Annotated in this window: 12 protein-coding genes and 1 pseudogene; 3 read left to right on the top strand and 10 right to left on the bottom strand. The window is 61.3% G+C overall.

Annotation, left to right across the window (positions count from 1 at the left end):
- Nucleotides 1–84: 84 nt before the first annotated feature.
- A complete protein-coding gene (locus tag ACTJKT_RS01200) occupies nt 85–1,143 on the bottom strand; it encodes a DNA-binding protein (RefSeq protein WP_440785860.1) in 1,059 nt (352 codons plus the stop codon).
- Nucleotides 1,144–1,329: 186 nt separating this feature from the next.
- Between ACTJKT_RS01200 and ACTJKT_RS01195 the strand changes: the two genes are divergently transcribed.
- On the top strand, nt 1,330–2,340 hold the full coding sequence (locus tag ACTJKT_RS01195; RefSeq protein ID WP_440785859.1) for a site-specific integrase: 1,011 nt from the start codon (nt 1,330–1,332) through the stop codon (nt 2,338–2,340).
- A 106-nt stretch (nt 2,341–2,446) separates the two neighbouring features.
- On the opposite strand, the gene ACTJKT_RS01190 is transcribed toward ACTJKT_RS01195, so the two are convergent.
- The 8 genes from ACTJKT_RS01190 to ACTJKT_RS01155 form a co-directional block, all read right to left on the bottom strand.
- Nucleotides 2,447–3,505 (bottom strand): phenylacetate--CoA ligase family protein, encoded by a 1,059-nt coding sequence (locus ACTJKT_RS01190; RefSeq protein WP_440785858.1) that lies wholly within the window; start codon nt 3,503–3,505, stop codon nt 2,447–2,449.
- Nucleotides 3,502–9,003 (bottom strand): amino acid adenylation domain-containing protein, encoded by a 5,502-nt coding sequence (locus ACTJKT_RS01185; RefSeq protein WP_440785857.1) that lies wholly within the window; start codon nt 9,001–9,003, stop codon nt 3,502–3,504. Before ACTJKT_RS01185 ends, ACTJKT_RS01190 begins: the two co-directional genes overlap by 4 nt.
- A gap of 34 nt (nt 9,004–9,037) precedes the next feature.
- Nucleotides 9,038–10,156, bottom strand: a complete 1,119-nt coding sequence (locus ACTJKT_RS01180; RefSeq protein ID WP_440785856.1) for a DNA glycosylase AlkZ-like family protein — start codon at nt 10,154–10,156, stop codon at nt 9,038–9,040.
- Nucleotides 10,157–10,187: 31 nt separating this feature from the next.
- The gene (locus ACTJKT_RS01175) at nt 10,188–10,922 is read right to left on the bottom strand and encodes a flavodoxin family protein (RefSeq protein ID WP_097303531.1); all 735 of its coding nucleotides are present in this window, start codon (nt 10,920–10,922) and stop codon (nt 10,188–10,190) included.
- Between the two features lie 90 nt (nt 10,923–11,012).
- The gene (gene glyA, locus ACTJKT_RS01170) at nt 11,013–12,368 is read right to left on the bottom strand and encodes a serine hydroxymethyltransferase (RefSeq protein WP_440785855.1); all 1,356 of its coding nucleotides are present in this window, start codon (nt 12,366–12,368) and stop codon (nt 11,013–11,015) included.
- Nucleotides 12,368–13,366: an alpha/beta fold hydrolase gene (locus ACTJKT_RS01165; protein ID WP_440785854.1), complete on the bottom strand. Its 999-nt coding sequence runs from the start codon at nt 13,364–13,366 to the stop codon at nt 12,368–12,370. The genes glyA and ACTJKT_RS01165 overlap by 1 nt, the downstream gene beginning before the upstream one ends.
- Nucleotides 13,359–14,489, bottom strand: a complete 1,131-nt coding sequence (locus tag ACTJKT_RS01160; protein ID WP_440785853.1) for a hypothetical protein — start codon at nt 14,487–14,489, stop codon at nt 13,359–13,361. The genes ACTJKT_RS01165 and ACTJKT_RS01160 overlap by 8 nt, the downstream gene beginning before the upstream one ends.
- 688 nt (nt 14,490–15,177) lie before the next feature.
- Nucleotides 15,178–15,747, bottom strand: a complete 570-nt coding sequence (locus ACTJKT_RS01155) for a type 1 glutamine amidotransferase family protein (RefSeq protein WP_440785852.1) — start codon at nt 15,745–15,747, stop codon at nt 15,178–15,180.
- 564 nt (nt 15,748–16,311) lie between these two features.
- Between ACTJKT_RS01155 and ACTJKT_RS01150 the strand changes: the two genes are divergently transcribed.
- Entirely contained in the window at nt 16,312–17,853 is a 1,542-nt protein-coding gene (locus ACTJKT_RS01150; protein ID WP_440785851.1) for an AAA family ATPase, read from the top strand.
- Nucleotides 17,850–18,719 (top strand): HNH endonuclease, encoded by an 870-nt coding sequence (locus ACTJKT_RS01145; RefSeq protein ID WP_440785850.1) that lies wholly within the window; start codon nt 17,850–17,852, stop codon nt 18,717–18,719. Before ACTJKT_RS01150 ends, ACTJKT_RS01145 begins: the two co-directional genes overlap by 4 nt.
- A 357-nt stretch (nt 18,720–19,076) precedes the next feature.
- Here the strand turns inward: ACTJKT_RS01145 and ACTJKT_RS01140 are convergent.
- Nucleotides 19,077–19,235, bottom strand: a pseudogene (locus ACTJKT_RS01140) (histone-like nucleoid-structuring protein, MvaT/MvaU family); the annotation flags it as partial.
- Nucleotides 19,236–19,314: the final 79 nt, after the last annotated feature.

The following is a 19,314-nucleotide window of genomic DNA, read 5'->3' as shown; positions in this document are numbered from 1 at the left end:
TGCAAAGCTGACCGACAGCACTGATCTTGCTCTGACTAAACGGTGATTACTCTGAATCCAGAAGCCTCATCGCCGGGCAGGGCTTCAAGATGCAGAGGGCAGGTTCGGCTGTTTGGTCCTGAGCTCCGCAAGTTGACTGAATAACACTGCGTTGTCTTGCAGGAGAAGCTGCTTTGCTGTAGCCAACTCGGTCAATTGGGTTTCAGTTTGGGTTAAGCGTTCCGCCAGCAGGCTTCGCTCCCGCTCGCTCACGGCCAGGTTCGTCCGTGTCTCAGCCAAACGCTGCTCGCCTTGGGCATAGCGGTTTTCCATTGCCTGATGCGCCTGATTCAAGTCGGTGAATTGAAGTAGGACGTGCTCGTGCGCAATCTGACTCTGCGCGAGCGTTGCTTGCGTCGTGAGCAGGGTGCCCTGTAGGTGATCGTGGTCCTGCACCAGGCGTTGTTCCTGCCCCTGCAGTTCTCCCAGGCGGGTTTGCTGAGCGAGCAGACGCTGCTGGAGCTCAGCCAGTTCATGCTCCAGGCGATGGCGGTGGTGTTCCGCGGCCTGGCGTTCGTCGGTACGTTGTTGAGCGGCCGACACCTGGTAATGCTCGAACTGTACCCGCGCTTGCTGCAACTGTTGGGTCAGTGAGGCCACTTCGGCGGCGCGGTCAGCCAGTCGCTGTTCGAGCCCGAGCTTTTCACTGCCCAGACCGGCCAGGACGATCTCCTGACGCTGCACGGTGTCAGCCAGTCCTTGGCTGCGGGTAGTGGCGGCGGCCAGTGCTTGGGTCTGCTGCTCCTGAACACTGAGTAACGCGCGGTGCTCGACAAACGCTTGCTGCAACTGCTCCTGCAGCACGGTGATTTCTGCCTGGTGAGCCTGCGCAGCCTGCTCGCATTGCGCGGCCGATTCAGCCTGAACTTTTTCATACACGCCCTTCAGGGCCAGCACCAGTTCGGCCGGAAGACCGAGTTCGGCCTGGGCCAGCGTGCCGGGGTGCGCGGCTTTCCAGCGTTTTAACAACGGGGCAATCGTGCTTTTGCTGCCGGTCCCGCCCAGGGCGACGCGAATGTTGTCGATCGTCGGGTTGTGGCCCTCGGCCACGAGCCGGGCTGCCGCTTGGGCGACATGTACATAAAGGACGCCGGAACGGGCCATGAACACCTCGGATTTTTTCGTAGCGTATTATGGATAACGTAATACATCGATTTAAGTACAGAATAGTTAAGCCCGCTGAGACCGCCAGTTAACCCACGATAAGCGCGGTTATCGTGAGTTAAGTCGTTACGATCGGGGAACGTGTCTATAATCTGCGGTACACATGGCCTAAATAGGCGCTTCGTGATGACAATAAGCAATAACGACCAAAACCTCCCTCAGGTACGGCACGAAGAACCGGCGGGACTTGCGCGTACCCACGGTACGCTTGCCACGCCCAAACAGTTGGCCGAGCAACACCAACGATTTCTCGCGGCGGCGACCACCGACAACACCCGTCGCACCTACCGCTCGGCCATTCGCCACTTTCTCGCCTGGGGCGGCGTGCTGCCGTGCGATGAAGCCGCAGTGATTCGCTACCTATTGTCTTTTGCGGAAGTATTGAACCCGCGTACCCTGGCCCTGCGCCTCACGGCGCTGTCGCAATGGCATCGCTATCAGGGTTTTCCTGACCCAACCGCCAGCGCCACCGTACGCAAGACCTTGCGTGGGATTGAGCGGGTGCACGGGCGGCCACGGCAAAAAGCCAAGGCCCTGCTGTTGGAGGATCTCGAGCTCATCGTGGCGCACCTGAACACGCTTGAAGGACTCGCCGCGCTGCGTGACAGCGCTTTGCTGCAGGTGGGTTATTTTGGCGCGTTCCGCCGCAGCGAGCTGGTCACGCTTGAGGTTCAATACTTGCAGTGGGAGCGGGAAGGACTGCGGATCACGCTCCCGCGTTCCAAAACCGATCAGGAGGGCGAGGGACTCGACAAAGCGATCCCGTTCGGCGACAGCATTTGCTGCCCAGCGAAGGCACTACGGTGCTGGTTGGATACCGCTCAGATCGAGCAGGGGCCACTTTTCCGGCGCATCAGCCGCTGGGGCCGCGTCGGCGAGATGGCGCTGCACGAGGGTAGCGTCAATACCATCCTGGCAGCGCGAGCCCAAGCCGCGGGACTGTCGTATGTGCCCGAGATGAGCAGCCACAGCCTGCGCCGTGGACTGGCCACCAGCGCCCATCGGGCCGGGGCGGACTTTCTGGAGATCAAGCGTCAGGGTGGCTGGCGGCACGACAGCACCGTCCACGGCTATATCGAAGAGGCGAGAGCCTTCGAGGAGAATGCGGCTGGCTCGTTACTGCGGCGCAAGTCATAGCTAGATACGGGATGACAGCGCTTTAGGCATTGGCTTAAGCCGCAAATATAATAAACAAAAATAACGTAATTACAGTCACTTACAGAACGAATGTCCTAAATTTCCTTTATCTCGGCACAACCCCTACCTGGCGACCGGCCAGGGTCATCACATCACTCACCCGGCCAAACACCCGCAGGCAACGAGAACGGTTGCCGCAGCCGCATTCCTCGGCAGAGTGCAGGCGCGCCAGGTCGCCGGTGCGGTAACGGATCAGCGGCTTGGCCCCGGGCACGAGCATCGTCAGGCACAGTTCGCCGACATCGCCCTCCATGCCGGGAACCGGAAGAATCTCCGCCAGATAGTTGGTCTCGGAGAAGTGCAGGTTGCCGTTGGCGCAGCCAGTGGCCACCGCATGGGCTTCCTGGGAGCCATACAGGCCATGGGTGCAATGGGCATTCCAGACCCTGGCGATATTGCTCAGCATCTGCGGCGTGCACAGTTCGCCCAGCACCATGATCTGGCCCACCGCGGTCTCGCGCGGGTCGATCCCCTGGCTCACATAGAGCCGGGCCAGGGCCAGGGCCACGGCGGGGGAGCAGATCAGCGAGCGGACACCGAGGTCGTTGATCAACTGGGCGGCCTTGACCAGGCCGACCCGAGGGCTTTCCGGCCACAGCCGCACATAGGGAATGCCCAGGTTGCGGCAGACCTCGCCATAGGTATCGCCGAACGCATACAGCTCCGACGGCCCCATGATCGCGGTGAGGGCATCGGTGGTGCCGAATGTCGACTGGTACAGGTCGGCGACGGCCTTCTGCACATAGGCACCGCTGGTCTCCACATCGATCGCCGCCCGCGGGCAGGGGGTTGGCAACCCGGTGGTGCCGGTCGTCTCGTAGTACACCGCGATCTGGTCGAAAGGCAGGCTGCAGACCGAGCGGCCCACGGCGCGCAGGTCTTCCTTGGTAGTGAAAGGTATGCCGTCCAGCGCCGGCAGCGCGCTGGGACCGCCCAGTTGCGAGCGCAGGTGCCTGGCATAGAACGTCGAGCGTTCCTGGACATAGTGCAAGACTTCCCGGGCCCGCAGTTGCCCCTTGGCCTCCAGTTCCTCTGGCGTGGTGCGTCCATCCAGGTAGGCGTCCACATCCTCCAGCCATTGCTGGTGCAGGTTGTCCTTGCTCATGGCTGGTTCCCCGCGTCCAGGCTGCTGGCGAACTCGCTGATGGTCTCGGTGAGCATGAGGCTCTCCAGGGGCACGCTGATGGACAGCAGGGACTCGAGTTCGATCTTGATCTTCATCGCCGACAGCGAGTCGCCGCCGAGGTCGAAGAAGTTGTCCTCGGGAAGTACCACCGGCTCCTCGAGGTGACTGGAGATCACCCGGATAACGGTGCGCAGGATGGTTTGCGGAGTCTTGCTATTGGAGTCTTTCATGTCATTCCTCAGGGTTTCGCGCAGGGCCAGTACATCCACCTTGCCGTTCTTCGACAGGGGCAATTGGGGCAGCTGCTGGACAGTCTTGGGCACCATGTAGGCGGGCAGGCGCAGGGTCAGGGCCTGGGTGATTGCAGGAGCCAGTTCGGGCTCGCCGACATAGACCAGGGCGATCTGCTTGGGATGCCCATCGGGGCCGGGCAGGGCTACGGCACAGGCTCGCGAGACACCCGGGCAGGACTCGGCCACGCTCTCGATTTCACCCAGTTCGATGCGCAGGCCATTGAGCTTGATCTGGTTGTCGATGCGTCCCAGGATCTCGATTTCGCCGTTGGGCAGGTAGCGTCCGAGGTCGCCGGTGCGGTACATGCGCCGCCCGCTGCGCGGGTGCTGGACGAAGGCCTTGCGGGTCAGTTCCGGCTGGCCGATGTAGCCACAGGCCAGGGAAATATCGCTTTCCACCAGCATTTCCCCGGGTACCCAATCCGGGCAATCGGTCCAGTCGTCCGCCACGATGTGATAGGCCGAGTTGCGCATGGGCGCGCCATAGATCACCGAACGCACCACTTGGCCTTCTTGCTCGTCGATCTCGTGCAGCACCGACCAGTTGGTGGTCTCGGTGGGACCTCCGCAGGAGTACAGCCGCGCATTGGGGTACAGCGCCCTGGCTCGCGGCAGCAAGGGCAGGGGGATCCAGTCGCCCGCCATGACGATGTTGGCCAGCGACTCCACCGCAGAGAAGCTGCGCGCGGTTTCCGCCACGCTGCACAGGAGGTCCATGATGGCCGGCACGCAGGCCCAGAAGGTCACCCCGTGGCGACGCTGCAGTCGCAGCCAGGTGTCGGGGTCCGGTCCTGCCGCCTGGGCTGGCACCACCACCGAGCCGCCGTGCAGCAGGGGGCCGAAGATATCGAAGACCGACATGTCGAAGTGCAGGGCGGCAGTGGCCAGGTGGCGAGTGGAGGCATCCAGGCCAAAGCGCTCGACGACGTCATAGACGTGGTTGACCACCGCGGCCTCGGGAATCTCGACTCCCTTGGGGTTGCCGGTGGAGCCGGAGGTGAAGATCACGTAGGGCGAGTAGTCCGCCGCCAGTGGCGCCAGGGCCAGGTCCGTATGCTGCCCGGCCCAGGCCCGCAGGTCCTCATCCGTCAGCACCAGCCGCCGCACCTGCTCCGGCAACGGGGTATCGACACCGGCGATCACGGTGTTCACCCCGGCCTGGGACAGCACCGAGCGGATACGCTCGGACGGCAGGTCGATATCCACCGGCACATACCCGACACCGGCCAGCAGGCAGCCGTAGACAGCCGCATAGTGGCCACTGCCCTTGGGCAGTACTATCCCGACAAAACGTTCACCGGGGCTGCAGGCTTGCTGGATCATCTCGCCGATCCGCGCCGCGGCCCGGCCGATTTCGCCCCAGCTGTAGCTGCCCTGGGCATCGAGCACTGCGGTTTCCCCGGCGCGTTCGGCGATCCGTGCCAGCAGCAGGTCACGCAGGTGAACCTCAGGCACTGGCGCCTGGGTCGCGTTTACCCCGTGGCGTACTTCGATCTGTGCGGCAGGTCGCAGGTCAAGCCAAGTGCGTTGCCAGATCTCCCTGTCGTCGGCCAGTTGCTGCAGCAGGGTGCAGAAGGCGCCGAACATCGATTCCACGACCTCAGGGCGAATGACCCCGGTGAGGTAGTCCCATTTGAAGTACAAGACGCCCTCGGACTCACGCAATTGCACATCCAGGGTGACCTGGGGCGTTTGCGAGACGCCGTAGACCTCTTGCCCAAGACGCGCCGCATCATGGCGTCCCGGGTGCCCGAGCAGGCTGGTGAGGACGATCGGCATCAGTGGCGCACCGCCACTGCGACGGGCCCGGGCCAGCTCGCGCAGCACCTCGACACCGTTGAACAGCCGATGGTCCAGTGCCTGCCAGATGGCGCCCTGCAGCTGCTGGCCGCGAGCCTCGAGGGTATCGGCGGCCGCGGTTTCGTAAGGCACCAGCAAGGTATTGGTAAAGTCGCCGACGACCTGGTCGATATCGGCGCTGACCGGCATCCGATCCGAGACCGGGAAGTTCAGGGTGAAGCGGTCTTCTTCGCTCCAGCAGCGCAGCACTTCGCACAAGGCCAGCGCGACCACCCCGGATGGCGAGATATTGCGCGCCTGGGCCTGGGCCTGGAGTCGCTCCCAGGCAGCGACGGCGAGGGTGCCCTCGTGTCTCTCGAAGCGTGACTGGCCGCTGAACTCGCCAGGCTCTAGCTGCGGCAAGCGCGGCGCCGCCGGCAGATGGTTGATCTTGTCCAGCCAGTATTCGCGGTCGGCCTGGTACTGGGCGCTCTTGAGCACCTTTTGCCGATAGGCGACGTAGTCGTGGAAGCTGGTCTTAAGCTCCGGCAGCTGTGGCTCATCCTCCAGGTAGAGATCGATCAGATCGGGGATGATCACCTGGAAGATCGACCAGGCATCGGCGATCAGCATGTCGATGCACAGATGCACCCGGCTGGTGCTGGCGCTGATGCGGCTGATGCGGAACTGGAACAGGGGCCATTGCGTGGTGCCGATTTCTTCGTTGGCCATGCGTTCGCGGACCCGGTCGATCTCCTGGTCGATCTGCGCCGCATCCAGGGCACTGAGATCGACGTACTCCACCGCCTGGGTGCCGTCGACATCGCCGATGCTCTGGCGTCCGCTGGCATCGATGGTCATGCGCAGCATCGGATGGCGCTCGACCAGCAGGCCCACGGCACGGGTGAAGCGCTCGCGGTCCAGGGCCTGCACTTCCCATTCGAAATAGCCCTGGCAGCCGACGCCGCCGTAGTCGTAGAACGAACCGCGACCGATCCACAGCGCCTGTTGGCTTTCGTTGAGTTCGAACGGCAGCAATTGCTGCTGTGCCGGCAAGTGCTCGAACTTCGGCAACTGGGTATTACGCGAGGCATTGGCCAGGCGGACCAGGTTGGCCAGTACCGGCTCCTCGAGGAACGCGCCCATTTGCACATGGATGCCATGCTTGCAGGCCAGCTCGCCGACCATGCGCAAGGCGCGCAGGGAATCGCCGCCGGCGTCGAAGAAACTCGACTCCAGCGTCGCCTCTTCACAGAGCGTCCAGGCCAGCCAGCAATCGCGCACCGCGTGGTCTGCCTGGGTCTCTGGGGCAAAGACTGTCTGGCCCGCATCGCGCGCGATAGGGCCGACCTGCAGCGCGCTGTAGTCGACCTTGCCGTTGCGCCCCAGGGGCAGGGTGCCGGTCACGATCTGGCCAGGCTGGGCGGCCGGGTGCAGGCGCGCGGCCAGGTGCTTGCGAACCTGGGTCACCACTTCCACGGCGTCCGGAGCCAGCTCGAGGAACAATGCCAGGGTCGCGCCCAGGTCGTTGCTCGAGCAGTTGGCCGCCGCCTTCACCACGCCCGGTACTTGCAGCGCGGTGATCTCCAGTTCAGTCAGATCGACCCGATGTCCGCGGATCTTCACCACCGAGTCGGTCCGCCCGAAGATTTCCACGGTGCCATCGGCAGCCATGCGCGCCCGATCGCCGGTGCTGTATTGCAATGGCGAAGTGGCGTCCAGGCTGTTGCCACGAAATGCCTTCTTGGTGTCCTCGGGGTTCACGTAGCCCACCGACAGGGTTTCGCCGGTGATGATCAGCTCACCGACACAACGGGCCGCAAGCTGCTGGCCATGGCGGTCGACCACGTACATCTGGGCGCCGGGTATCGCCCGTCCCACCGAGGGCAGCAAGGTGCGGCGCGGTGCGCACAGGTCCTCGATGGAAACCACCGCAGCCTCCGCGGAACCATAGACATTGATCACCCGGTAGCCGAGATCGGCCGGCGGCCATTGCTTGCAGCGTTCGCCGGCGATCAGCATGGTGCGCAGGCCGGTCCGGATCCCGGTGGCCCACAGTGCTTCGGCAATCGAAGTCATGGCCAGCGTATGGTTCATGTCGCCTTCGAGCAGCCAGCGTGCCAGCAGGTTGACGTCCTGCAGCACCGGCGGGGCAGGGATGCACACCGTGCCGCCGGCGCACAGTACCGGCAGCGGATCGACCTCGACCATCCCGTAGCCTGGCGAGGATAGCCAGGAGCCGCGGCTATGCTCGCCCAGCCCGGCCTGATCGATAATGGCGTCCAGGGTAGCGGCCATCCCGCGATAGGACAGGCATACCGCCTTGGGCCGTCCGGTACTGCCGGAAGTGCCGGCGATAAAGCAGGCCTCGTTGGTGGTGTCGACCCACTTGCCGTGTTCCCAATCGACGTGGGTAGGGCGTAGCTGCACCTTGTCGATGTCCAGCAGCGGATAGGCCACCAGTTCTCGCGCTCGCTCGGTGGTGCTGCCTGCGGTCAACACCGCATGCGGACTGCACTCTTCGATAAAGGCCCGGATGCGTTCGTCAGGATGCGCCGGGTCGATCAGCACGCAGGTGCCGCCCATGCGTTGCACGGCGATGATCGAGGCCAGGTGTTGCCAGCCGCGCTCCAGGAACAGCGCCAGGCGCGGGCTCGAGCGACGGGAAGTGACGCGTTCGCGTATGTGCTGGACCAGTGCCTCGGAGGCGTCCCAGAGTTCGGCGTAGGTCAGGCTGCGGTCGCTGTTGTCATCCACTATCGCCACAGCCGATGGCTTGCTCTGTACATGCCGGTAGATGCGCTCCACCAGGAACTGGCGCGGGCCGGCTGCGGCCGGGGCAGGGCAGGCGGGCTGGATAGCGGGAGCCGGCAGGGCCTTGGGATCGAGTACTCGGGCGCAAGCGAAGGCCAGCAGTTCAAGCAACTCCAGGCGCACGGCCCGGGTCATGCGATCGCTGCGCACCGACAGTTGGCAACGGCCGTCCTGCAGCAGTAGCCAGACTGGCGATTGCGCCTCTGGCAAGCTCTTGCCATCGCTGATCTCGATATCGGCGCGCAATTGCGTCTCGCCATCGGGCGCTTCGGCATGCTCGCGCAACTGCGCGATATAGGCCCGGGCGTCTTCTGCAAGGTTCAACGCCGTGCAATCGACGCCGAGCTGCGACGGCTTGCCGTCGTCATGGATGCCCAGGGTCAGCCGGCCTTCCGGGCTGAGCAGGGAGCCCAGGACCGCAGCGAGCGTAATCAGGTCGTTCATGCTGGCCGTGAGGCCAGGGGGCAGGGCGATGTCTTCCTGGTCCCTTGTGCTATCGACTGTTTGTCCGGCCGCCGGGCACGCGAACGCGTCCCACAGGCTGCGCTCGTTGCCTGACAGCGATTGTGGTTCGGGGGGTACTGATGTCATGTCATCCCTCATTTTGTTCATGCCTTCCCTGTTGTCACGCTGTGGTTTTGTTCTCGATCTGGTGAATGGCCCCGATCTGCTCCGCCAGTACCGAGGCCGCCTGAAGCACGGCTTCACGCTCCTGGTCGGCAAGTGTCGAGGCATCGACTGCGATGAAGCGTTTGCTGCCCTTGGCCGCGGTGTTCCAGGTGGCGACAGCCCGGCCACCGATAAGCACCACCGGCCGTCCGTTACCGACCGCGTCGTAGCCGCCGACACGCTCCAGCTCAAGGCAGTTGCGCTGTCTCGAACCGGGCGCATAGCCCATTACCAGGGGATCCCAGGCCGGCAGGAAGCGGATCTGCGCCGTCGCGGGGGCCTTGGCGCGTTCGAGGAACTGCTCAAGGCGCGCCAGCCCGGCCTGGCTGTGCCACATCTGGTTTCCGACCTGGCAGGCTGCGCAGGCTTGAAGCAGCCCGCGCGCGGTTTCCTTTGAAACCCCGAGCCACCAGGCCAGGTCATCGACCGTGACCGGTCCGTAGTGTTCGAGGTAGCGCCCGGCGATATCGCGCTGTAGCTGGTCGCGGTCCAGCGGCACGCCGTCGCCGGGTAGCAGCCCGTCGGGTGCGGCCGAGTACAGCCAGCGGTTGGACCATTGGTTGGCCGCCGGTATACGCACCAATGCGCCGTCATAGGCGGCAACCGAGGTCACTGCACGCGCCTGGGGTGCCGGCAGGTCGAGGGCGCTGCCGATGTCTTGCAGGCGTACCGAGACGCCATTGCTGAAGGCGACCAGCGCCGGCAGCAGGCGCCGGTAATCGTCCAGGCCAAGCCCTACGTCCCGCAGGCGCCATTCGTGGTTGGCCAGCGGCAGGCGGGTGGCGGCAAAGACCTTGGCCGCCAGCTCGCCGGGCAGCAGGAACTTGGAGCGCCGCATGCCCGGGATACGCAGCAGGTCGCTGAGGTTTTCCATGGCCAGTACGCTCTTGCGATCGAGGTTGCGATTGCGCGCCATGACCGCCAGCCAACTGGTAGGCCGGGCCGAATAGACGCCGACATAGGCCTGTGCAATCTGTGCCACCGTTGCATCCGCCAGGCGCTCGAAGTGTTCCGACACTATCCATTCCCGCAGGTGGGTGTCGGTGAGGCCATTGCAGGCAGTTCTCATGCTCATAAGGTTCTCGATAGCAGTTGTGCTGCGCGGTTCAGTCGCCGACGACGTCGAAGTTGCAGCTGCGAGCGGCCTCGAGCTGGTACATGTCGGACTTGGCCGGGACGAAGAACTTGCCGTCGTTGCCCTCGCGATGGCGCTCCCCAGGCACCGAGACCTGCAGTACCGGCTGCCCTGTGAGTCGTTCGTGGTCGCGCATCAGGCGGGTCATGGAAACCATGCGATCGAGCATCCGGCGCAGCATCTCCATACCTTCCTTGTCGCCCAGGACCTCGCCTTTCTTGTCGCCCACGAGCATGGCCGGGAAGCCGTAGCCGACCATGATCATGCGGTTCAGCAAGGCGCACTGGAGCATCTGGTTGTAGACCTCCACATGGCCCATGCGCCGGCCGGTCACCATGACCCCGGCCACCTTGTTGGTGAGGGTGCGATCGTGGCGCAGGAACCCGGTCCCGACCCGCTCCAGGAATGCCGACATCAAGGGGGTTGCGCCAAAGCCATGGACGGCACAGGCGAAGATCACGCCATCGCTGGCTTCCATGAGTTGCACCGCACGCGCGGCGTCATCCTTCTGCGCGCAGGGTTCGTTGCGAAAATTGCAATCGCCGCAGGCCCCGCAGGGGTCGATCTTGGCGCTGGCCAGTGAAAAGACCTCGAGGATGACATCCTGCTTCTCCAGGTACTCGGCCGCCCACTCCAGCGCCCTGGCATTGTTGCCATCCACCCGTTCCGAGCCATTGATGGCGACATACTTGATCTTGTCCGTCATGGTGCTTCTCTCTCCTTAGAGTTTGCGTATTTGCGGGCACGACGATCGCCGGACCGTCGTGCCATGCCTCTAGCGGTGCCAGAGACTGCTTCAGCCTGCCAGGTAGTCAGCGATCGGATACTTCACGCACAGCGCCTCGGCCTCCGCGCAGAATTGCTGGCGCAGCGCCGGGTCCAGGGTGAACTCGCTCTCGCCGATCGGAGTCACCTCGTCGAGGATCCGGCACAGCAGGTCGACGATCTGCCGGCATCCCTGCGCGTCGACATGACGCTGGGCGAGGGCGCCGGTACCGATGCGCAGGCCGCTGGTGACGAAGGACGAACGCGTTTCGCCGGGCACACGGTTCTTGTTGACGACGATTCCGCAGTGCTCCAGCGCGGTCTCGGCGATAGCGCCGGTCATCGCGGCACGCAAGCGAATCAGGATGGTGTGGTTTTCGCTGCGACCGCCCACCACCTCATAGTCCCGGGCCTGGAATTCGCTGGCCATCACATCGGCCGCGTCGCGGATGCGCTGCATCTCGGCATCGAATTCCGGGGTCATGGCGTAACCCAGTGCCGCGGCCTTGGCGGCCATCATGTTGACGGCCGGCGCGCCTTGCATCCTGGGGAACACCGCCAGTTCGAGCACCCGGGCGAAGGTCGCATCGCGGCCAGGGACTTTTTCATTGGCGTCACGGCCCGAGAGAATCAGGCCGCCACGGGGGCCGGCGAGCTGTTTGTGGGTGCAGGTGGTGGTGACGTGCGCGGCGTCGATCGGGCTCGGATGGCGCCCGGTCGCCACCAGGCCGGCGATATGCGAGATGTCGGCCATCAGGATGGCGCCGGCTTCATCGGCGATCTGCCGGAAGCGCTCGAAGTCCACGACCCTGGAGTAGGCCGTGGCGCCGCAGATGATCAGGCGCGGCCGATGCTCCAGGGCCAGCCTGCGGACTTCGTCGTAGTCGATCAGGCCTTCCTTGGTGGTGCCATAGCCGATGGCCTTGTAGTAAGTGCCCGAGAAGGTCACGGGGCTGCCATGGGTCAGGTGGCCGCCGTTGTCCAGGGCCATGCCCAGCAGCGTGTCGCCAGGTTCGAGCAGGGCGGCGAGCACCTGGTAGTTGGCGCTGGAGGCCGAGTGCGACTGGACACCGGCATATTGCGCACCGAACAGCTCCCGGGCCCGCTGGATCGCCAGGGACTCGACCAGGTCCACGTTCTCGCAGCCGGCGTGATAGCGGCGTCCGGGAACACCTTCGGCGGTGACATTGACCAGCGCGGAGGACGAAGCCGCCAGGGTGAGGGGCTTGACCGCGCAGCAAGAGGCGACCAGCGAGAGGGTGCGTTGCTGGCGAGCGACCTCGGCGTCGAGGATCTGCGCCAGCTGGGCATCATGTTGCTGAAGATCGGCCAGGCCACGCTTGAGCAGATCGGCCTGGGTGAGAAGCGGTTGATGATTGACTGTCATTACTTGCTATCCCTTCCTTTGGTGTTGTGTGCTGCGAACGACAGCACGGTTTCCTCGACCTCGTGCGCATGGGTACGCACGAAGTAATGCCCGCCACCTGCCAGGGTTGCGGCTTGGGTGACGTCGATGAACTGGCTCCATTGCTCCAGTACGGCTTCGGGCTCGGCGGTAGCCGGATCCTCATCGCCCAGCAGTACCAAGGCCGGTACGCCATGGGCCGGGTGCTGCGCCAGGTAGCGATAGGCCTCGCAGGCGATCAGATGGTCTCTTCGGCCGCGAGCCAGCATGCTCTCGACCTGGGTGTCGAGCAGTCCGGTGAAGGCTCCCAGGGAGCGCAGGTAATCGGTCCAGGTCTGGTCCGAAGTGGTTTCGGCGGCGCTAATCGCGGCATCCGCATCCAGCACCGGGCGCGAGGCTGCAACCACCAGTGACAGGCTCTCGTGGCTATCGGCCAGGCTCGAGGCAATGCACGCTGCGGTAGCCGCGCCGGCGCAGTGGCCGTAGATCACCAGGTGGGCGGCGCCGATCCCCTCGATTTCGGTGGCGAGGATGTCGAGCAGGGCACGGAAGTCCAAGGCGTCCTCGACCTCGAAGTCAGCGAAATCCACGCCGAAGACCTGCACCTCCTGGTTGCCTTGAAACAGGCTGCGGTAGGCCGTGGCGTCCCCGCCGCCGAAAGGAACGGCAATCACCGCGGTCGAACCCGCCGCTGCTTGCGCATCGCCAAAACAGACCAGGCGGGCGGCTTGTCGAGTGGCTTCGCTGAGGATGCGCCGGGCCAGGTCGGCTGCCGTCGGGTGCTCGAAAAGCGTCACGATCGGCAGGTTGCAGGACAGGCGCGACATCACGCGAATCGCGTCGAAGGAGTCGCCGCCGAGGTTGAAGAAATTGTCTGCATGGCCCACATGCGGCAGCTTGAGCACCTCGGCAAACGTGGCAGAGACGCGAGCCACTTCATCGGCCAGGGCTTGTTCATCGAACTGGATGTTTTCAGTCATTCCATTCACTCCTATCCATAAGTACATCAGCGAGTTCATTGAGCAGGTTGGTGGCTGCACTGGCGTCGCAAAACGGCCCCTCGATCTCCAGGAACAGTTGCGAAGCAGCTGTGCGGCGTATTTCGATGCCCACCGGGAAAGCTGCACTCATCACCTGCGAGGCCGGGATGCCGCGCCGGCCCGCGCCGTTGATGAACAGCTCGGACGCCCGGCAGCAGGCCAGCGCCTGGCGCGCTGCCGGACAGCAACGAGCACGGGCCTCAAGGCTGGTTTGCCCGGGGAGCAGTTGTGCTCCAGGGGCGGCGAAGGAGAGCGGGACAAGGCCCGTCATCATGCCGATGGCATCCTGCTGGTGAGCCGGGCGCCAGTTGTGCGACGAACACAGGGTGTCGCCCTCGGCGATGACATCGGCCCGCTGCAGGCCGGCCAGGAGTGTCGCCATGGGGGGCTTGTCGGCATTGATCGTGGCGATGTCCAGGGTGCGTTGCAGACTCATTCGCGGCCCTTGGGCGTTGAAGGCCAGGCGCCCGGTTTGCAGCAGGCGCACAGGCGTCATCGGTTGCACAACAGCTGCGAGCAGCCCGCCGTCATCCTGCGCGTGCAGGGCTTGGGCCTGGACATAATCCTCATAGAACCCGCGCCCTCGACCCATGTGCGCCAGGGCTGAGTCAAGGTCAGCGGATTGCGCTGCTTGCAGCAGGCGCGCCAGGACCTCGAGGCTATGTTCGTCGGCCAACCCATGATGGATCGAGAGAAGGCAGTGCCATCCGCTGCCAATGGCCAGGCTGCCAGCGGCAAACAGCGCAGTGCCGGACCTGACAGCCAGCTGGACTTTGCGCAGGGCCTCGGCAGCGCTGCTCCCGCGAACATCGAGCACTTCAAGATAACGGCCCAGCTCCTCGCCCCATCCAGCTATCACCATCTGACGCAAGAGTCCGAGATCCGGGGCGGCCCCGTCCTTGAGAGATATGAGGGTGGAAACTTCCTGGGCGACCCCGGTGTAGAAGCCCTGGGCGACCATGGCCTTGGCCTCGACACTGAGCCTGGCGTCGGCAAGCGCCTGCATCATGCCCAGCCGTTCGATTGACTCAGAGGCCGGGCCTTGAGCTGTTGTTTTTGACATGTCCGATCCTCGGCGCGCAGGCATCATCCGGCGGCGATTCCGATCCATTGAAGAACGCATTTGCGGGTGCCCGCACCCCTCCCGTCCAGCAGGAAGGCCATAGGGCGCGCACAGTTTTTTGTACGACAGCCTTAGTCGGTCATATCGTAAAAATGCGTCGGTCTTTTACTTGTCTCGAGCGGGCCGATCAGTTTCTACGGCGCGCGCAAAGGAGGGAGCCTGATGGGATGTCGGGCAGGGTTGCGAGGGGACTGCTTGTAGCATGTCGCTCATGGGCTGAGGTGCTGGAGGCGGGGGTTACAAGGGGGCCTGGCAGGTTCCGGACAACAATATCGGCAAACAAAAACATTAAGCCATTCCTTAGCTTTGGTAGGAAAAATGCCGCCTTTTGGGCGGTCTAAATAAAGCATCCTTTGACACGACCCCAGGTTAATCCTGGTGGAGCTAGGGTAAACCCCTGCGCGTCATAGGGGAAAACCTTAGTAGGTAATGTCGTAAGCGCAAGTAAGTTTTTTCCGATTTTTAAAAAAAATTATCGGACCGCTCCTGGCTGCGGTTCAGCCGTGGAAAACACTGTGAGCCGCCCATCAGCGCGGGAGTCGTGGAAGGGTCAAGGCCGGAGGTGCGCTGCGACCGAGTAACAGGCCGCAGCGCCAGGGGAGGGGAGAGACAGAGGGAAGTGGGGAGCTCAGCAGTGAATGTGTTCAGCCGCATGCATGGCCAGGTAGGCATCGAGCTTCTTGTCGTTCAAACCCAAGGTATTGAGAATTTGCGCCATGAAGCTGACAGGAGCGCTACCAGGCGCGGTGACCACACCCTGGTCGGCCACGGCATAGGGCACATCCTGGTAATAATCCGCTCCGCGGTAATGCACCTGCTTCAGGTTCTCAGCGGAGTTGGACGTATGCTGCACGTGATCCAGTACTCCAGCCTGGGCCAGCACGCGGGTGCCGTCACAGATGCCGGCAACCACGATGTTCCTGGCGTGGGCCGCCCGCACCAGCGCCTCGATTGCCGGTGCCTTGTCTGTTTTCCAGACAGGGCCTCCGGTCACGATCAGCAAGTCGACATCCTCCAGCGCGATGGCTTCGATGGCCAGGTTCGGGATGATGGTCATTCCTCCGGACGAGGTCACTTGCTTGCCACCGGGGGCCGCGAAACGAGTGTCGAAGCCATAGTAGGCTCGCCCCGTGGAGTTGATGAGGGCGGGTTCCCAGTCGGAGAAATTCTCGGTGAGAATAGTAACGGCACGTACCATTTGAGTGTCCTTCTCAAGTATCCATGATGATCGGCGGCATTTATCCAAGGTGGTTGCCCTGGCGGGTATTGCCATCGAGTGTAGGCGCTGGCGGCGCCGGTAAATGATGGGCTGAGTATCGGCAGGATGCATCTGGTTCGACAATGACAGTGGTCAAAGGGTGGTCAGGTTGAGGATTGAAATCGGCGAATAGAAAGCCTGGATCGATCGCAAGAAGCACAGTGGGTTAGGTGGCTCATGAACATTTCTAACATGGCACCTGATTTAACTTATGCGCGATGTCAGATGTTTCCTTTGTTCGTAGGGACTACAGGGCTAGTCGAGTGGAAGATGTTCATCGATATATGTTCATGGGGAGATGGCCAATCCCCCGCGCTGCGAATTTCCGTAGATGCAATGTAGGAGCTGCTATTACGAGGCAAGCCGGCTGGCCGACTAGAACAAATACTGTAACAGCGCCTCGCGCAAATCGAGGAGTTGTGGTTCCGAAGCCGAAATGCCACCATTAGCGCCATCTAGTGAAGATGGCTGCTGGGCATAGCGCTCTATCAGGAACAGGGAAGAATGGAATTTCACATCATAGGCAGGGAAGAAAAATTCCCGAGCGGCAAGCCCAGTACTGCTTACCTGAAATATGACCGCTGGAACGATCACAGCTTTGTCACGATGTTCTATGTCATCGTATACGACGAATTTGGTGCAGCTCACGACCTTGAGAATGTCAAGATCGGGTTTAAAGGGCAGGACACTGCCACAACCACACGTTCCAAACTTCCAGATTCTTTCCAAAGCCTTCCAGAGGGCTTTTTCTCACTCGGCACCAGTGTCGAGTACTATCATAAAATTGCGACATCATCCTCCGGCGATCTGCAGTTCAATTTCCTCCGGGCGATGAATGACATAGTTGCCAACCCTGAAATCCTCGAATCGATAAAAGACGAGCCAGTATTCTCAATCTCGTTATTGCGCGACGTCAGCTTGGGCAGCGTTAAAAATCAATTCGCGCGAGTGCTTCTGGGTGGTGCTGTCCGAACAAACTTTTCCTTTGCCTACTCGAAGCAGGCTGATAGCTCTACCGCCGGCATTGAGTTGAGCTTCGACGTAAATGTTGACTCAACGCCACTGACCAATGTTCATGCGCTAATAGGCCGAAATGGGATCGGAAAAACCACCATTTTGAATGGCATCACCAAAGCCATTCATGAGGGCCATACCGGTGGGGATGCCATCCATCAGGTTCAATTTTGGGGCCAGCAGCGGACGATTATTGCCCCGGATTTTTTTAGCAGTGTAGTGCTCGTCTCCTTCAGCGCATTTGACCCCTTTGATCCGCCTCCGGAGCAGCCTGACCCGGCTAAAGGCACCTGTTTTTTCTATGTAGGGTTAAAGTCTAAAGGTGAAGACGAATGGCATGAGTTGAAGCGCCGGGACGTCCTGAAGTCTGACTTCATCGACGGTATGAGAGGGTGCCTACGGGAACCGTCAAAGCGTAATCGTTGGCGACAGGCTGTCAAAACTCTACAGTCCGATGAAAACTTTGCAGGAATGGGATTCGACAGGCTTCTGTCCTTGAGTGGCGAAGAGTGGGTTTCGACGGCTAATGAAATTTTTTTGAATCTCAGCTCTGGCCATTCGATCGTGTTGCTGACAATTACAAAACTTGTCGAACGGGTCGAAGAAAAAACTCTCGTCCTGATGGATGAGCCCGAAAGTCATTTGCATCCGCCACTGTTATCGGCATTAATTCGGGCATTGAGTGAATTGCTCCTGGATCGAAACGGCGTAGCAATCGTGGCCACGCATTCTCCCGTAGTGCTCCAGGAAATCCCCGCGTCGTGTGTGTGGAAGATTCATCGTTCTCATTTGATTGCCTCGGCCCAGCGGCCAACAGTCGAGACTTTTGGAGAAAACGTCGGAATACTGACCCGCGAAGTTTTTGGCTTAGAGGTGGCATCCTCGGGCTTCCATACATTGCTTGCGGCTGAAGCCGCCGAAGGGCATAGCTTTGAAGCCATTCTTCGTAAATTTGGTGGGCGATTAGGGTTTGAGGCTCAGGCAATCCTCAGGGCGTTAATTGCTGAGCGTGATTCGAAGGGGGAGGCATGAAGCAACTCGCAGCTCCCAACTGCACCCCGGAAGAGGCCTATATGGCCTGCACCTCCGCAATCATCAATGACCAGCAGCGAGAGAGAATGAGGGGCATTCTTCCAAGTATCTGTACCATCGCTGCCGAGTTCATTAATAGAGCGTCTGTCGGATCCACCTGGCAAATGCCTTCTCTGAGGGTAGGTCAGGGGGAAGACCCTTTTGTGATCGACGATATTCGAAAGAGCGAACTGGTTAACCTGTATGAATATTACATGGTGCAGAGAGAGCCTGGTCGCGCGCTTTACGACTCTATCTTGGTGGCAGCAGGTGACCATTGTCCGACATGTGGAGGAATAGGGCAGCCTCGAACCCTGGATCATTATTTGCCAAAAGCCAACTACCCGAAGCTAGCCATCGTACCCCAAAACCTGATCCCAGCCTGCCGTGATTGCAATACTGACAAGCGCAATCCCCTGATTGACCACCCACATCAGCAACTGCTTCATCCGTACCTAGACAAGCGAGAATTTTTCGAGGAACGGTGGATCAGTGTTTCCGTGTCTCATACCGTCCCATGCGCGATCATGTACTTTGCCACGCCACCGGAGCACTGGACTGATGAAGACAAGGCACGGGCAACTAACCATTTCAACCTGTTCGGGATCGCCAAGCGCTACAGCGTCCAGGCGGGATCAGAACTTGGCTTTCTGATGGACATGTATGCGAGATATTTCAGCAGGCAGTCCCCTGAGGCATTCTCAGACTTCCTCCAATCAGTCGCCAATGCGGCTGACCTCCTGGTGAATGGATGGAAGAAGGTGCTCTACGAATCCTTGGCGAATGACCCTTGGTTTTGCAACGGCGAATGGGGAGACTCACTTTAGCTGGGTTCAGCTTTACAGGACGCGTCCATTTGGCAATAAACCAGTTTTGGAACCAAATGACTCGCCATAAACACAATGGCATATTATTTAACATAATATACATTATGCGAATCTATACATACAAGACTGGGGGGCTCTTGTTGATCAGATTTGAAGCCTGGCACTAAAGCTCTCGGAAGTAATTTCTTTTCATTTTGAGAACTAAAGTCTTCCCTCAGGTGTTTTGCAGCCTCGAAAGGAATTTACTTCTAGTATGCAAATCTCGGTGCCCAATCCTGATAGGGGTCTTCTCCAGAGATCTCGCGTGTCCGCCTTCTGTTTCCTTCGTGCTATATCATTTTTGTACTCAACCCAAAATCAGTTGGTCAGCCAAGACTCGACAGTGTTCGAGCCGTATTCAGTCTTCCACTGCTTGAGCGTTCTATGGTTCCCGCCCTTGGTTTCCACAACCTCACCACTGTGTGGTTTTTTATAGGTCTTCACTTGGCGCGGCTTACGGCTGACAGTTTTCGGCTCGCTATGGATAACGCTTGACGTGGGGCAGTTAGTTTGTATTGAGATGTCCACATTCCATGGAATGTGGACATCTCCCTGT

The sequence above is a fragment of the Pseudomonas sp. 22526 genome (assembly GCF_052044735.1).
Taxonomy (GTDB): Bacteria; Pseudomonadota; Gammaproteobacteria; order Pseudomonadales; family Pseudomonadaceae; genus Aquipseudomonas; species Aquipseudomonas piscium.
Note: the sequence above shows the minus strand (reverse complement) of the source record. Positions and strands in the feature narration are given on the sequence as shown.